Annotated in this window: 16 protein-coding genes and 1 pseudogene; 3 read left to right on the top strand and 14 right to left on the bottom strand. The window is 67.8% G+C overall.

Annotated elements, in window-relative coordinates; genetic code table 11:
• Nucleotides 1-14: 14 nt before the first annotated feature.
• The 5 genes from OG214_RS37930 to OG214_RS37950 form a co-directional block, all read right to left on the bottom strand.
• The gene (locus tag OG214_RS37930) at nucleotides 15-617 is read right to left on the bottom strand and encodes a DUF6262 family protein (RefSeq protein ID WP_331745883.1); all 603 of its coding nucleotides are present in this window, start codon (nucleotides 615-617) and stop codon (nucleotides 15-17) included.
• On the bottom strand, nucleotides 614-3112 hold the full coding sequence (locus OG214_RS37935) for a tyrosine-type recombinase/integrase (RefSeq protein WP_331745887.1): 2499 nt from the start codon (nucleotides 3110-3112) through the stop codon (nucleotides 614-616). Before OG214_RS37935 ends, OG214_RS37930 begins: the two co-directional genes overlap by 4 nt.
• Complete coding sequence (locus OG214_RS37940; RefSeq protein WP_405987729.1) at nucleotides 3109-4251, bottom strand: tyrosine-type recombinase/integrase; 1143 nt, start codon at nucleotides 4249-4251, stop codon at nucleotides 3109-3111. The genes OG214_RS37935 and OG214_RS37940 overlap by 4 nt, the downstream gene beginning before the upstream one ends.
• A 73-nt stretch (nucleotides 4252-4324) precedes the next feature.
• Entirely contained in the window at nucleotides 4325-4468 is a 144-nt protein-coding gene (locus tag OG214_RS37945) for a hypothetical protein (protein WP_405987730.1), read from the bottom strand.
• Nucleotides 4465-4593 carry a hypothetical protein gene (locus OG214_RS37950; protein ID WP_405987731.1) on the bottom strand — a complete coding sequence of 43 codons (129 nt, stop codon included), beginning with the start codon at nucleotides 4591-4593 and terminating at the stop codon, nucleotides 4465-4467. Before OG214_RS37950 ends, OG214_RS37945 begins: the two co-directional genes overlap by 4 nt.
• Nucleotides 4594-4735: 142 nt before the next feature.
• On the opposite strand from OG214_RS37950, the gene OG214_RS37955 reads away from it, so the two are divergent.
• A complete protein-coding gene (locus OG214_RS37955) occupies nucleotides 4736-5536 on the top strand; it encodes an SUKH-3 domain-containing protein (protein ID WP_405987732.1) in 801 nt (266 codons plus the stop codon).
• 65 nt (nucleotides 5537-5601) lie between these two features.
• Here OG214_RS37955 and OG214_RS37960 read toward each other — a convergent pair whose 3' ends face one another.
• The 8 genes from OG214_RS37960 to OG214_RS37995 form a co-directional block, all read right to left on the bottom strand.
• Nucleotides 5602-6033, bottom strand: a complete 432-nt coding sequence (locus tag OG214_RS37960) for a hypothetical protein (protein ID WP_331745893.1) — start codon at nucleotides 6031-6033, stop codon at nucleotides 5602-5604.
• Complete coding sequence (locus OG214_RS37965; RefSeq protein ID WP_331745895.1) at nucleotides 6030-6380, bottom strand: hypothetical protein; 351 nt, start codon at nucleotides 6378-6380, stop codon at nucleotides 6030-6032. The genes OG214_RS37960 and OG214_RS37965 overlap by 4 nt, the downstream gene beginning before the upstream one ends.
• Before the next feature lie 18 nt (nucleotides 6381-6398).
• Complete coding sequence (locus tag OG214_RS37970) at nucleotides 6399-6746, bottom strand: hypothetical protein (protein WP_331745897.1); 348 nt, start codon at nucleotides 6744-6746, stop codon at nucleotides 6399-6401.
• Nucleotides 6747-6754: 8 nt separating this feature from the next.
• Nucleotides 6755-8194, bottom strand: coding sequence for a hypothetical protein (locus OG214_RS37975; RefSeq protein WP_331745899.1), 1440 nt, complete (start codon nucleotides 8192-8194; stop codon nucleotides 6755-6757).
• Nucleotides 8191-9939: a hypothetical protein gene (locus OG214_RS37980; protein WP_405987733.1), complete on the bottom strand. Its 1749-nt coding sequence runs from the start codon at nucleotides 9937-9939 to the stop codon at nucleotides 8191-8193. Before OG214_RS37980 ends, OG214_RS37975 begins: the two co-directional genes overlap by 4 nt.
• A gap of 146 nt (nucleotides 9940-10085) precedes the next feature.
• On the bottom strand, nucleotides 10086-11363 hold the full coding sequence (locus OG214_RS37985) for a hypothetical protein (protein WP_405987734.1): 1278 nt from the start codon (nucleotides 11361-11363) through the stop codon (nucleotides 10086-10088).
• Between the two features lie 293 nt (nucleotides 11364-11656).
• Nucleotides 11657-12640 (bottom strand): aminoglycoside phosphotransferase family protein, encoded by a 984-nt coding sequence (locus tag OG214_RS37990; RefSeq protein ID WP_331745906.1) that lies wholly within the window; start codon nucleotides 12638-12640, stop codon nucleotides 11657-11659.
• A complete protein-coding gene (locus OG214_RS37995) occupies nucleotides 12597-13505 on the bottom strand; it encodes a GGDEF domain-containing protein (RefSeq protein WP_331745908.1) in 909 nt (302 codons plus the stop codon). The genes OG214_RS37990 and OG214_RS37995 overlap by 44 nt, the downstream gene beginning before the upstream one ends.
• Before the next feature lie 598 nt (nucleotides 13506-14103).
• On the opposite strand from OG214_RS37995, the pseudogene OG214_RS38000 reads away from it, so the two are divergent.
• Both OG214_RS38000 and OG214_RS38005 read left to right on the top strand, forming a co-directional pair.
• Nucleotides 14104-14184: pseudogene (locus OG214_RS38000) on the top strand (hypothetical protein); the annotation flags it as partial.
• An 88-nt stretch (nucleotides 14185-14272) separates the two neighbouring features.
• On the top strand, nucleotides 14273-14581 hold the full coding sequence (locus OG214_RS38005; protein ID WP_331745910.1) for a transposase: 309 nt from the start codon (nucleotides 14273-14275) through the stop codon (nucleotides 14579-14581).
• On the opposite strand, the gene OG214_RS38010 is transcribed toward OG214_RS38005, so the two are convergent.
• The gene (locus OG214_RS38010; protein WP_331746082.1) at nucleotides 14508-14807 is read right to left on the bottom strand and encodes a hypothetical protein; all 300 of its coding nucleotides are present in this window, start codon (nucleotides 14805-14807) and stop codon (nucleotides 14508-14510) included. The genes OG214_RS38005 and OG214_RS38010 overlap by 74 nt on opposite strands.
• Between the last annotated feature and the right edge of the window lie 241 nt (nucleotides 14808-15048).

The raw sequence follows: 15048 nt of genomic DNA on the forward strand, positions 1-15048 counted from the left end.
CGGCTGCCGGGTAGTCATGTGGACGACGCGACTCCTTTGCTCTGGTTTTTGATCATCTGACGGAGGCTGGTGCGGGCGGCGGTGAGCTCGTCTTCGAGATCGGTCACGCGGCGTGCGAGGCCGTCGGCCTCGGCGTTCTTGGCGCCGAGGAGTGCTTCCAACTCGGCTTTGGACTGGTTGAGTTCATGGACCCGGGTGGTGAGATCGGCGGCGCCGATCTGGTCGAGCTGCTGGCCGAGGTGGAGGCGCGCGTTGCGCTGGAGCTGGTCGCGTTCGGCGCGGAGTTTGCGGATCTCGTCGCGGGCCAGTTCGAGATCGACGCGGAGGCTGGTCGTGCTGGCCTGGCTGTCTCGCTTGGAGGGTCGAGGTGCGACCTGTCCGCTGATGGCGGCCTCAACGTGTTCGCGTACGCCGTCGGCATAGGTGAGCCACGAAGAGACGCCGGCGGTGCGAGCGACGGCAGCGTGTGTGATCTTCTCGCCGCTCTGCTGAAGCGACCGGATCGCTTCAAGGGCGCGGGCTCGCTTGGCCCGGCTGTCCCGGCGCCGGGCTTCCGTCAGGACCTGCGCGGGAGTCCGGCTCTGCGCCCTGGTGTTCGTCGCCGGTGACTGGGTCACGAGGACCTCCGGTTGATCACCGTCAACGGGAGGGTGGTGCGTCCGCGGCTGGCTCGCGCCTTTCGCAGCACGGCGCTGGCCTCTTCGACCTCCTGGCGTTCCTCGGAGCCCATCGCGTCCAACTGCTTGCGCATCGCGGTCAGGACCTGCTGGAACGCGTCGATCTGGTCGCTGAGATTGCGGGTGACGAAGGGGTCGGCGTCCATCACCTCGGCGGTGAACCGGTCGGCCCGCAGCGAGTTGATGTGCTCTTCGATGGCCGGGAGGTAGGAAGGGTCGGGCCGGTAGAAACCGCAGCCTGCGCACTGGAAGCGGATGGGACACGAGCTTCCGCCGGCTTTGACGTTGGATGGTTCGCGGCAGTTACCGAACGGGACCGCGACGGAGCGTGCCTCGTAGGCGGTGTTCGATGCGATCGGCGCAGGCTTGCCCGATCGGTCGACGACGTGCATCCGCAGCGTGGTGACGGCCTCGCGTTTCCGCTTCAGCGAGACCTTGTAGTAGCCCATGGTGGTTTTGAAGTTCCGGTGATCCATCAGATCGCGCAGGACATCGGGGGCGACGCCGGCGTCCGCGTGCCGCTGGGCGTAGGAGTGGCGGAAGGCGTAGGGGTAGATCAGTGAGCGGTCGAAGGGCAGCGGCGAGCCGTCTGGGCCGGGGACGTCCGTGGTGAGGCGGGGGATGCTGTCGACCCACTGCCGCAGGGTCTTGGAGAAGTTGCTGGTGCTCATGTGCGGCTGAGCGTGGTCGGCGGTGACGGCCGGGAATAGGTAGCGGGCGCTCTCTGCCGGAACGTCCAGCGTGGCTCGGACTGGGAGCCACGCCCGGATGGCGGTGGCGGTCTCCTCCGTGATCGGGAGCCGACGGCGATGACGCTTGCTCTTGTGGTTGTCCCAGACCAGGTCCGGACCGTCGGTGCCGTCCTTGATGCAGGTCCGGTGGAGGCTGCAGACCTCGCCGGGCCGGCGGCCGGTGTCGCGGAGCACGACGTAGGCGGTGCGGAACATCTGCCTGATCTGTGCCGCGGTGAGCCGCCCGTAGGTGGTCGCATCGCCGAGGGAGTTGAGGTGCTTGTCGAGCTGCGCGATGACCGGCTCGGGGACCGCCTTGCCCTCGTTGTCCTCGTCGTCATCGTGGCCGATGTCGTGCCAGCGCTGACGGCTGAAGGCGGTCGGGACATCGTTCATGAGGCCGATGCGACGGCCGAAGTCCAGCAGGTTGAACCAGTTGTGGGCCATGTTGCGCTGGCTGCCGCGCGCCATGACCTCGCCGTCCCCGCGTCGCATGGCCCGGACGCCGTCCACGACGGTGTCCATGTCCGCGCCTCCGAGCCGGCTGGGGTCGGTTCCTGCGCCAGGTCGTTCCGCGAGGCGGCCGGAGGCCATGGCCGCGACCCTGACGGTGTCCCGCAGACATGTCGCGGTGGGATCGGTGTCTCTGGCCCAGGTCAGGGCCAGTTCACGAAGCCAAGGCTGGCTGATCGCGGTGAAGTCGATCGTGCCGCGGGTGGCCCGCCGGCGCCCCGACTTCGACTGGATGGAGGGAAGGCTGATCCTGGTCAGGTCCCAGATGTGCTTGTCCCTGGGCTTGATGCCGCACATCTCCTCGTGCCCGATGTGCAGCGTGCGGTGGATCTCCTTCACGTGGGCGTCGGTGTTGCTGGAGGTGCCCTTCGCCGTGAGCGCCAGGAGGTCGCCAAGGTCCGTGCCCAGCAGGTGCGGCAGGTGAGCGAGGGTCTTGGTGATGAGCCGGACGCTGGTCGGGTCTGCCTTGGCACCGCGAGCGTCGCGCTGCTGGAGTCCGTAGAGGACCTCCAGTCGCATCACCGGCGAGAACGGGACCAGCGAGAACTGGTTGGCGTAGAGGAACGGCATCTGCCGGGTGATCCACTCCTCGACAGGCTCGGCGGGCGCCTCACGCTTGTACTTGTTGTGGTGGTAGCAGCAGAGCGTGTTGAGCCCCCACCGTTCCTGTTCGCACCGCATCACCACGCAGGGCGGGGCGACGTGTGTGCAGGGCTCCGGTCCCGTGCGGGCCCAGACGTCCACCGCGATGCCGGATTCGCGTACGGCCTTCTTGCTCCAGGCCCGGTAGTGCGTGACGCACAGCCGTTGGCAGTACCTCGGCTGAGCGCATCGCTGCCCGTCGAGTTCGACGATGCAGCGGACCTGGAAGCGGCCCGGGGAGCCCTTGCGACGGTCGGGGGCGTGTTCTGCGATGAACGTCACCTTGTCCAGGCCGCTGGCCTGCCACTCGCGGATGCAGGGGGAGCACATCCCGCGGCTGTTGCTGATCGAGGCGCAGGCCACCGTCACGCATCTCTGGGCGACGGTGCGGTCGTTATCGGTGTCGCCGTCGAAGAAGAGCGTCGCGGCGTCCCATTCGCCTGGCCGCCAGACGGGATCGACACGGTCTTTCAGCCAGGCCGTCCATGCCTCCAGGTCGAGGTCCGGCGGCGCGGCCAGCAGTGTCGCGGCACTGTTCGCGGTGCTCATCGGGCCTCCCGACGCCGGGCGGCCGTGGACTCGACGGCTTCGCGCTTGTCGCGGTCGGTGGCGTGGAGATACGGCTGCATCGAGGATGGCGACGCGTGACCGAGCAGGTGCTGGGCGACGTCGGGCTGGACGCCGGAGCGGATCCAGGACGTGGCCGCAGAGTGCCGCAGCATGTGTGGGCGGGCCGGGAATCCGGCCCGGCGGGCCAGCCGGTCGAACATGTCCTTGGTGTTGGGGTAGGTCATCGGGCGTCCCAGCGGCGCCCGGAACAGGTTCACGAAGACCATGTCCGTCTCCGCTGCCTCGGGGACGCGGGCCCGCTCGTGCTGGTAGTCGGCGTAGAGATCGACGACCTGCTCCGTGACCGGGATCCAGCGCGAGAACAGGGACTTCGCCAGCGCTCCGTTGGGGTTGAGCCGTCGGCGGACGTGAACGTGGGGTCCGACGACCTGGCAGTTGGCCGTGGTGGACCGAGCGAGGAAGTGCATGTCCTCGCGGCGCAGGCCCAGCCCTTCGCCGATCCGCATGCCGGTGCAGCGCAGCAGTGCCACCAAGAACCGGTCGCGTGCCCGCGCCAGGAGTTCAAGCAACTGCTCGATCTGGGCGTCCTGCAGCCACTCGATGCCCTCGTCGCCCACCGTGAACTTGATGATCCGGGCCTGAACGGTGCGGAACTCGTCCCGCTCACCCGCCTCATAGCCGGGCGGGAGGAAAGACAGGTACTTCGGCTCGGAGAGCTGGGCGACCACCTCCTGCGGCACCCAACCGTGCACAGATCCGAACCGTAGGAACTCGGACACCGTGGTCAGCACGGCGTTCGCGGTCTTCTTCGACCGGAACCGCACTGCGGTCGACCGGTCGCGCTTCGGTGGCAGCGGCTCGGTGATCAGCCACTGGGCAAACCGCCCCAGCTCGAAGAAGCCGGGGCGGTTCCAGACCATGCCGCTCTGTACGCAGTACGACAGGTACAGCGCGACCCTGCCCGCGTACACCCGCTCGGTGTTCGGCGACCGATCCGCCTGGCGCAGGCCGGTCAGGTAGGCGCAGCCCTCGGTGTGGATGGTGTAGCTCTCGTCGGCGATCACCCAGCGGACGCTTCCGTCCACGGGCGAGATCGCTCTCTCTGCTCTGAAGGTCACACATACACAACGTGACGACGAGCTATCGGATATCAGTGAGGCACACGAGAGGTCTACGGCCCAAACACACATGTCAGACATCGAGTTGGACCTCTAGATAACCCCGCCAGGTCCAGGCCTTGCGGCGGTTTTCCACACGCTTGGTGCCGTGAGCGATCGCTGCGGCCCAGGGCTGACGGATGGTGATGGCCCGTACGGTCTCGGGGGTCAGGCTCACGCGGCGCTCCTGGCGGCGCGGGTGCCGGTCTCGGGACGTCCGGCGCGGCGGCCGTGGACGCTCGGGGCGACGGGATCGCCGGGGCGGGCCTGGACCGGGACGCCTCCGTGCTTGCCCGCGTACATCGCGGTGTTTCTTCCGCCAGCTCGAGTTGCTACTGTCCTTCGTCGGGCGGGGCTGACCTGCTGACATGTCTGGCATCGAGACAACAGCACTGTTGCAGGCGCATCACCCCGTTGCGCTGATTCCGCTGCGAGGATGTGCTTCATGGTCAGCGTCGAAGAGTGGATCCAGGCCCGGAGAGGCTTGCGATTGGGACAGAGGCTTTCGGGGACGGTAACCGCAGTCCCGAATCCGGGTGCGACGGGGATCTTCATTGACATCGGCCTTCCGGTTGGAGGGTTCGTCGACGTGCTGCTGCTTCCGGCCGCCGCGGAGCGCTGGCCGACGGTAGGGACCGTGGCGGAGTTCGAGGTCTGGTGGGCCGATGCGCGGCCGCAGGTGCGACTCAAGCCCGTAGAGCGCCAGTTCCTGCGCGAGGACTTCGACGAGTGGCTGGCCCAGTGGCGGCCGGGCTGGCCTGAGAACGTGCCCGTGGACCACGCGTGGGTTGAAGCGGATGTGGCGACTCAGCGGGATGCCGGCGAGGTCGAGGAAACGCTGCGTGCGGCCGGATGGAAGCCGGGGCGACGCGTCCCGATTCAGCAGTGGCGCGAGATGCTGGAGGCAACTGGGCTGGTCCGGATGCATGAGGCCGCCGAACGATTCTTGACTGAGTTCGGAGGCTTGGACGTACAGATCAGCGGGCCAGGCATCACCTGCGCCAGGACGCCCTTCACCTTTGATCCCGAACTCGCGGTGGGAGAGGAGGATCGATTCGCAGACTGGAGCTCGACGGTTGGGCGGGACATCTTCCCCATCGGTGAGCTCGACAAGGGCCGGTTTTCCCTCGGCATCGACGAGACCAGCGAGATCTACCTGATCGAGACCTGGGTAGCGACGTTCGGCCCGGTCCGGGAAGCGCTGGAGAAGCTCGTCCTGGGCGTATCCCCACGGCGCATCGGTTGAGGTAAGTCACCGTCGCATGTCGCGCAACAGCAGTGTTGCTCTGAACCAGGGTCTTCCGGTGCTTGTCAGGGCATGTGCTGCGGCTGCCGCGGCATGACTCGGACCTTGGCCGCGTCAGCGTCTCGGTCTGAGAGGGCAGCGTTCTCCAGGGACAGCAGGTTCAAGGTGGTCGCGTAGAGCTGAAGACGCGCTTCCAGGATCCTGCAGTGGGCCTGCAGCTCCTTGTGCTTCTTCTTCAGCTCCTCGAAGGCGTCCGAGGAATGGACGTTCGAAGTCCTCTTCGTCTCTAGCTCGGTGGCCTTGGTCTGAAAGAGCTGTCGGAGATCGGCATGCTGGTGAGTCAGATGCCAGCGCTTGACGTTTGCTTCAATAGCCAACTGAGAGACGTTGAGCCGTCCGTTCGACCGCTGAGGGGTGCCGGCGAAGAGCCGGTTCATCGCGCTGATAATTGCCCGACGGGTTGGGTCCTGCTCGTTGTCGAACGGAATGCTGTTCACGTGCTCGCCACCCCTCGCTCATGGTTGCTGATGATCGACATGAGGCGGTCGAGTTCACGCCGCTCGCGTTCGTGGCGGATGGGTGGCGCCAGTGGGTCAGCGACGATGTCAGCAAGCTCAGCGGCCCGCTGTCTGACGTGGGCAATGTCGCGATCGGTGCGGGCGATGTTCGGGCATTGGGGCCGGCAGTCGTCGGTGTCGGGGGTGACCTGGGGGTCATCGGCGGCTCCGCGGAGCTGGCATGCTGCCGTGGCGGGGTTGAGCACGCAGGTCATTCCCTCGCCGTGGTGAATCTGCAGCAACGGGTTGCCGAGCAGGTCGCGGGCATGGCGCTCTTTGGTGAGCACGCGGCCGGCGAACTCGCGCTAGGCGGCGGTGATGCGGTGGCGGTAGGTGTCGGCGGCGGGGCCACTGACGTGTTCACCGCTGGTGAGGGCTTGTTCGTCGTCGCTCAGACACTCGATGCGGTAGAGCCAGTCCTCGAAGGCGTATTCATCGGGAAAGCCCGATTCGTAGCTGCCCGCGTAGCCCTGGAGCATTTGAGTATGGGCATGGCCGTACTGAATCGACGCGGCGACCAGCCCTCGGGGGCGGCGCCGGATGAACCACGCGAGGGTTCTGCGGAATCGGCTGGCTTTCAGCCGGCCGCGGCCGTCCTCGGGGATCCGGTCACTGCGGCTGAGCTGGTGGCACTGGTGGTTTACCCAGATCACGAAGGCCGTCAGGTCGGCGTTGATCGACTGGTCTCGTCGCGCGTTGCCCAGACGCTTCTCACCTTGGGAGCGTCGCAGGTGCGGTTCGATCCTGGTCGGGAAGAGCAGGGAGTGCGGGTGGAGCCGTTCGAGGACGGAGACTGCGCGGGCGACGATTTCAACGACGACCCAGGGATCGCCCGCTGCTGGCCCTCGGGAATCTTGTTGCCGTCCTCGTCCTCGGCTCCTTTGAAGTAGAGACCTTCCATCAGCCACAGGTTGGCGTCCTTGTCGTGCTTGATGCAGCCGCGGCGGAGGTTGAGGACTTCCCCGACCCGGGCGCCGGACAGGTAGGCGATGACGATGAAGGAGGCTGTGCTCAGCAGCCGGGCGAGGCCGGGGCCTTCTTCGAAGCGGATGCGCTCTTCGCGCCAGGGCTGTCCGTCGAGGAGGCCGGTGATCTCACCTGCGAGGTAGGTGTGCTCGCTGATCGGCAGGCCGGATTCCGTCACCAGGCGGGCGGTGGAGGTCTGTTTGAAGGTCTCCGCGCAGTTCAGGATGGCTGCCAGGTGCCGCCAGTTGACCGTGAGCTGGCCGTCCTGGAGGCGCTTGCCGGGAAGGGACCCGCCTCGTGCCCGCACGTCGTCCAGATAGGAGACGATCTTGGGCCGGAGTTCTCCTGCCCGGTATCGCGGTTGCCTCGGCAGGCCGGCGGATCGCCGTCTGCCCATGGTGGTCTTCGTATGGAGGTCCACGCCTGCCGCGTGGGCGGTCAGGATGTCGTCGGCGAAGTCCTCTACGAACCGGATCGCCCAGCGCAGGAGCATCTGCATGGTGGGCTCCGCGATGCGGCGCGTGCGATTGTCCCGGCTTCTGCGGCGGGGTCCGGCCAGGAGGTCCTGGGTGTCTTCGCCGGCCCAGGGTGGCGCGTCAGGCAGCCTCATGACGGCGGGGAGTGTGTCGCGGTAGGCCCACAGTCTGCGCACTTCGGTCAGCCGGCGGTAGCGGCTGTCCAGGGGGACCTCCTCGTCTTCGAGCGCGTCGAGATAGTCGTCCAGCATGGCGTTGGTGACCTGGCTGAACTCCCTCACCCCCTGCTCGTCGAGCCAGTCGAGGACGAGCCGCAAGCCGCTGACGAACGCGAAGTGGATGGTGGTGACCGCCGTGCGGCGTCCTGTCCTGCCGCGTGCGTCGCGGGAATCGCTGTGGTTCAGCAGCTGCCACAGGTAGAACTTCGTGGTGAGACGCAGCGGGTGCGGGACCAGGGCGAAGTTCAGCGTGATCGAGCGGTAGTGATCTTCGAAGATCGCCGGGTTGAGGTCCCAGCGCTCGTCCTGGAACCGGGACAGCGTCGAGAGGTTCGTTCCCGGCCTCAGATCGCGGTTCGCCAGGACCAGCGTGTCAGGCTCGGGCCACCGCGTACCGGCCGGAACCTCGCCCCAGGCCGACGGCGCTTCGGGAATGGTCATCGCAGGTCGAGCTCCCGGCTGAGGAATCGCTCCACGACAGCGCGATCGGCTGCCGTGATGTTTCGACGGGCATCGGCAACGGCCTCGGTGTCGTGCTGGTCGAGGAGATCGGCAAGCTGAGCATGGGGCGCCGCGAAGCGGTGAGCCCACCTCAGCGCTTCCACCTGATCGCGTCCTGCCTGGAGCCGGTCGTGGACCAGTACCTGGACGGGAAGGTGCCGGGGCAGCGCTCGCGCGCATTCACATCCAAGACAGAGCATGAACGAGGCCGGACAGGGCTGGCCGGCTGGAGCGTGAGGGCTGTTGTTGTTATCGGCGCAGGCGGCGAGCACGGTGTCGAGTTCCCCTGCGATCATGCGCTTGAGGGTCCCCGGATCCAGACCCTGCTCGGCTGCGACGGTCTCAGGTTCGGTGCGGGCTCGCTCCACCTCCTGGGAGGTCATTACGGCCACCGATCCGCGGGCGCGGGCTTTGTCGACCTCCGAGGCCAGCGCCTGCGCGACCACTTTCCTGTACTCGGTGACGTTGCCCCGGTTGCGGGCCATGTAGGTCGTCGCCGCGGTCCGCTCGGTGTGGGCAACGGGCCTCTGGTTCAGCTCGATGTAGGTCAGTCGCAGCAGGTCCAGCCGGACTGCCAGCGGCACCGGATTACCTTGCTGATCCAGAGCGTCCGAGGGCAGGCCCCAGCGCTGGCCGAGCCGAAGGACGCACTCACTGTTGGTCATCGGCCTCAGGCCCCGGCCGCGCTGGGCGGCCCCGGTATTGGCATAGCCGATCAACAGCCGATTCCCGCCCACGTGGGCTCGTGAGGCTGCCGTGAGCTCGTGGAGAAGGACGTAGAGGCCGAAAGGGGTGTGCAGTTCATCGCGCGTCGAGATCTCTTCCGGCGTGCCCGGGATACTGATCCACTCAGGGACGTCGGTGAGGGCGAGAGTCATGTAGGCGCGGCGCCCCCGCCGGAGCTTGCGCAGGTCCACGATGGCCGTGCCCCCGTCCGCGCTGTAGCCGTCCGCCCGGTGGTGGGCCGACGGGGTCTTGCGGATCACGTCCGGGTTCTCGCCCGTCATGGCAGCCAGCAGGATCGCCCCGGCCACTGCCTCGTCCACGGTCAGATGAAGCCAGGACACGATCTCCTTGACCGTGCCGACCTTCTTCACCCAGGGCAGAGACTCGCTCTTGCCGGCGGTGAGACCGACCGTCCTGACGTGTCGGGGAACGTCGACGAACCGCTCCACTGAGTCCAGCAGTTCCAGACGGCGGACCAGATCCAGGTCGTCACCGGGCACTACCCGCCCCTGCCGGAACTCTCCAAGAAGGTCACGGTTCTTCCGGATCCGCAGGGCTGCCGCCCGTAGGTCCGTGCGTGCGGCTTCCGCGATGCGCTTGAACTCGTCCCGGCTGTAGCTCTGGCGGCTGTCACCACGCCTCACCCGCGGCAGGGCCGCGGCGATCCGCCCGGCGAGCGCGTCGCTGACACCCTCCGTCCTCGCCAGCAGCCGCTTCAGTTCACCCATCTCGTCGGCCGCCTGTGCGAGGTGCTTGCGGCTGTCGTAGAAGCCGTCGACGTGTTCCGCGGTCAGCTGCGGCACTGTCTGGGGTGGCCATCGCAAGGTCGCCAGGTACCGGTCGAACTGCAGCAGGGCCCGATGCACGTGGTTCACCGAGTGCAACGACGTCATCCCGGCTCCGGGAGCCGTGCGCTTGACGAAAGCGGCGCCGAACGCATCCTTCAGTTCTATGGGCATGCTCAGCTGCGTCAAGTCGAAGTCCCGGTGCTCCTCACCGTCCTGGCTGAAGCACCGCACCACCCACTGGCTGCCCTGCCCGTCCAGCCGGCCGCGTTCGGTCCTGGGACCGGCGCCTGGCAGTGACGCTCGTCTGCCTCTGCCGCTCACGAGCCCGCCGCCAGCGGGTCGGTGCGGACACGCGGATGGCCGGTGAAGACGTTCGCCATGAACACATCCACAGGGAAGCCGTCCGCGTGAGCCAGCAGAATCTCGATGTCCAGACTCCGGAACGGCTCCAGGTAGACCTCCTTCGTCGTCTCGACGCGCCGGTGCCCGAGCATCGTCTGCACCAGATGCCAGGTGTCGCCGAACTGCTCCCGGAAGTCGGCCCGCTCGTCCTCGCTGAGATGTCCCAGCCGGGCGGCGTGCACCAGCTTCCCGATCGCGTACCACTTCAGAGCGAGAGAGTGCCGCAGCATGTGGGCGGTGCACGAGAAGTACTCCAGGCCCAGCGCCGCGATGCGTTCATTGGCAGCGGTGAACGTGTGCTCCCAACCTCGCCCGTCCCGGGGCAGACCGTCCTCGTTCAGCCAGAGAGCCAGCGGCTCCGGCCCCTGCTCCGTCCGGCGGAACAGCAGAAGCCGGGTGCGGGGACCTACCTCGTTCCACAACCTCTTCTCCACCCCGCTGCGGGCCCCCTCCAGCGTCACCGCGTCGGTTCCGTGGGCGGCAAAGACCATCCGCATTCCCTTCACCCGCTCGTAGCGGCCCGCAGCGCGGGCTCGCCGCACCGCCGCCGCCCGGGGGCCCTCGATGTAGGAGAGCACCCCCTTCATCGCCGAACGGGGCGTCCAGTACGGGTGCCCGTATCCGCCCTTGGCACAGGCGTCCGCGAGCTGGCAGGTGAAGTAGCCGCGCCGGCGGTCATACGCCGGCAGCTCGGGCAGGACAACGCTCGCCCACTCCGAGACGCGCAGACCATTGCCGAAGAGGCCCTCGCAGAACGCCGCGTCCCGCTGTTCGTTCCGGCCCCGCCACCACGCATCGGGACGTCCGGACAGATCCATGCCGCGGACACCCAGGTCGAGCCACCGCTTGAAGCCGCCGGGATCGAGCCACTTCACGTCCTCCCGGCGTGTTGCCCTGGGTGCGTCGAAGTCTTCGAAGGGGTTGGCAGTTCCGAAGTTCTTGCGTGTCCATCTGTAGAACTTCTGCAGGGCCGCGAGATCTCGCGAGAACGAGTTGCTCTGCACCCGGTCCGAGTTCTCGGGATCGGTCACGCGCCAGAAGAAGAACTCCTCCGCGTCGCTCTCCTGCGCGTCCCACCAGTTCACACCGAGCGCGAGCAGGAAGTTCAACCACACCCCGACCGAGTAGGTGTAGTCCCGCTGCGAGCGCTCTTTGAGGTTGCGCCACTTCGCCGACCCAAGACATGCGTTCACCCGCAGATCCGGGCGACCATCCGGGCCAATCAGAAACCGCTGACCGTCCCGAACACCCCGGGCCCTCGCCCAGGAAGCCAGGTCCGGGGCGATGCCAGTCACCAGATCAGCGAGCTCGCCGTAAGACCTGCCGAGGCTGAAGCGGTGCACCTGCCAGCACTGAGCATCGCTGTCGGCATCCATCACAAAGGCTTCAACGACCCTATGCAACAACAGTCACCGGCGCTGAAAAGCTGCTCGATCACCCACCACAAGGCGTAGCGCCAATGCGATCTCGTCTGCCGAGCGGAGCTTCAGGCGTAGCGGTCGAAAAGGGCCTGGAGGTATCCCTCCAGCCGCCTGGTCAGCACGGTGGGGGTCAGATCGGCACGGCCCACATCGCGCCAGGGGACGGCGACCTTCTCGGCGTCCGGAGCGAAGGCCAGCGCGTCCAGCAGCCGCCAGTAGAGATGAGCGGCGCAGTCTTCCGCCAGCGTCCCTCCCGCCGCAAGGTAGCGGTCGGCGAAGTGCATGCCCGCGGGAACCCCGTGCAGCAGGGCCAGGGCCGTCGAGCAGTGGGCCACGTCCAGGTCGGCCGGCCCCCAGGAGGTCTCCACCCAGTCGACGACGCCGCTGATCCGCAGACCGTCGCCGTCGCCGGTAAAGAGGACATTGCCGGGATGAAAGTCCCGGTGCAGGAAGCAGGCTCGGTAGTCCGGGGGCTCGCGGCGGATCGCGTCCACGGCCCGTTGCCACAGCTCAGGCCGCTCGGTGTCTTCGGGTGGGCTCACCCGCTCTGGAGAGGTCCACGCCTGATAGGTGCGAGGCCGTGCCTCTGTGGTCACCGGCAGCTGGTGGAGACGCAGCAATTGACGGGCCAGCAGTTCGGCACGCTGATCGGCCCCTTCATCGCCCAGGCGCACGGTCCCGGGCAGCAGGGACATCAGCAAGGAGGGATGGTCGCAGTACTGCGCCGTTGCGTCCACGGCCACAAGTCTGGCTGCGGGCACGTCCGTGCCGCCGAACAGGCGCAGAACAGCTGCTTCGCGGGTCAGCAGGCTCTCCGCGTGCCGAACGAAGAAGGGCTTGACAAAGGACCGCAGGACCAGTGAACGTCGACCGCCCGGCCCGCGGATGCCCAGACGGCGCATCTCCGACGTCCAGCCGCCACGCAGCCGCACGACTTCTTCGATGCGCTCTGCCTCGGACAGCCCCTTCTCCACCCAGGCACGCGTCGCACCCCAGCCCTGACCCTCAAGATCGGTACCGATGTGCTCGGCCCCCTCGCCCGTAACCATGAAGGCAGGCTATCCACCTCACCGACGGACGCATCCCTTGGCCACCCTGCCCACAACTCTTGACAATTTCTCCGCCGAGCGCGGTGGCGGCAGCAGCCAGCACGAGGCTCGACGGTGTTGCGCATCCTGCACCGCACTTCATCGACCGTCCGCCGCGTGAGGCCCGCGCCGACGAGCGGGCTCGAACCTGGTCGTACGTCGTGCCAATCGGCCGAGCAGCCGCTTCATGCGAGACGGGCAGTTCCTTGTCGACCGCCCCGGCGTCGAATGCACCAACAGGCAAAATCTTCTCAGCAACAACAGCCACTGGATACAGAATGCCCCCGGCAGCGCGCAGGAGTGCCGGGAGGTCCGCGGTGCCGGTCGCGTGGGCGGTGGCGGCGCCGACGGAGACGCCACCGGGCAGCTGTACGCCCTCGATGGCGACGGGCCGGGCGAGGAGGTGTCCGAGCTGCTCGATCCGCAGGTCCCGGTGGCGGGGGCTGATCCGGGTGGCGACGGCGAACTCATCGCCGCCCAGGCGGCCGACGACGCCGCGCGGGCCTGCCCAGTCGATGAGCCGGGCCGTCACCGCGGCGAGGGCGGTGTCACCCGCCGCGTGCCCGCGGCTGTCGTTCAACTCCTTGAAATGATCGACATCCGCAATGAGCACGACGGTGTCGTCGTGGCGGTCGACCAGGCGCTGCGCGCGGGCGGTGAATCCGTCGCGGCGCAGGGCACCGGTGAGCGGATCACGGCCCGCCGCTGCGAGGCGGCGGTGCATCACCACGGTGTGGGCGGTGCGGCCGGCCAGCGGCAGGACCGCCGTGGTGACGAAAAGAGAGCGTTGCCCGGGGCGGGTGTGTACACGTACGGGGGAGGTCATACTGGGGATTCCCTTCGTTGGGAGCCCGGCACCACCAACCAGCCCGGTAAGCGACTGGTGGTGTCGGGCATTTCTGTGTGTGCGGGGCCGTGTACTGGCGGCCGAGGGCTGTCCGTTCGCTGCTGGTCGTGGCGGAACACCGCGACCGCCCCGGCCTCGCGGGTGTGCGGGGCCGGGGCGGCACGGAGGAACGCCGCGTCCTCACCGGATGGTGATTTCGGTGCGCGGGTCGCCCGCGCTGGTGTGGACGGTGCTGCGGTGCGCGGCGAGGCCGACGGCTCCGACTGGTGAAGAGGCGGTGTCCCAACCCTGTGCTATTCGGGTTGAAACAGCGCCGTACCTCGTCTGCCTCAGGCGAGACCTTGAGGATCGCTGGCCGCCGGGTTAGCGTTCGAGGACCTGCCAGCGCACCTTCAGGAAGTCAACATGCCTCGCCGGACGCCGGGCGAGATCAGGTCTCAGCTGCCGCTTCGGGACAGAAGCCACGCCAAACGGACCGTCATACCGGCTGCGCGACAAGGCCTGTGAGGATCAGGGGCGGGATCCGGAGCCGACCGCGGCGATCATCGACTCGCAGTCGGTGAAGGGGGCCGCGTCGGTGCCCGCCGGCTCGCGTGGCTATGACGGCGGGAAAAAGATCAATGGGAGGCGTCGGCACGTCATCACGGACAGCGTCGGTCTGCTGCTGATGGTGCTGGTGACGGCCGCGAACGTGACCGACCGGCAGGCTGCCCCACCTGCGGGCCCGGTTCCGCAAGATCGTTCTGGTGTGGGGCGACGGCGGTTACACCGGCCGTCTGGTCGACTGGGCGAAGGAGAAACTCCAGCTCACTCTGCAGATCGTGAAACGCTCGGACGACATGTCAGGGTTCGTGGTGCTGCCGAGACGGTGGTGCGTGGAGCGGACATTGGGGTGGCTGATGCGTTCGCGGCGTCTGGTGCGGGACTTCGAGACTCTGCCCGCTTCCAGCGAGACGTTCGTCTACTTCTCGATGGCCATGCTCATGAGCCGCCGCCTCGCCCGGACGGCATCGCGGACGAAGCGTGAGCAGTCGAGGTGGGCTCGCGCGGCGTGAACCGGCCCGTCGGCGACGCTGCCAGCCAGCCCCGCTCGGCCAGCCGCCTCGCCTTCGAGCGCACCCCCTCGATCTTCCCGGGAACCAGCTCCAGCCGAAGCCCGGCGGCGAGCTGTTTCGCCGAGACCCCCTCGCCGTCACCCGCCCCGGATTCCACCAGCTCGACGATCCGCCGGTAGTCCACCGCGAGCGCGTCCACCGCCGCCGCCTCGTGCCAGCGCGGCACGACGGACCCCGCAGCCGGGGCCGGGGTCTTCGCTCACGGCCGGCGCCTCCCGCGCACCGGCAGGAGGCGCCTGCGTCTCTTCGCCCCCACCAGCCAGGGCCTCGGCGAGTTCCGTCCGGGCGATCACCCGCCGTTCCAACACCGCCTCCGCGTCCGCGAGTTCCGCAGCGATCCGCTCCATCTCGACGCGAAGCTCCTCCGCCCGTACCCGGGCAGCCGCCTCCCGCTCCTCCAGCAACCC

The sequence above is a fragment of the Streptomyces sp. NBC_00872 genome, assembly GCF_045161915.1.
Taxonomy (GTDB): domain Bacteria; phylum Actinomycetota; class Actinomycetes; order Streptomycetales; family Streptomycetaceae; genus Streptomyces.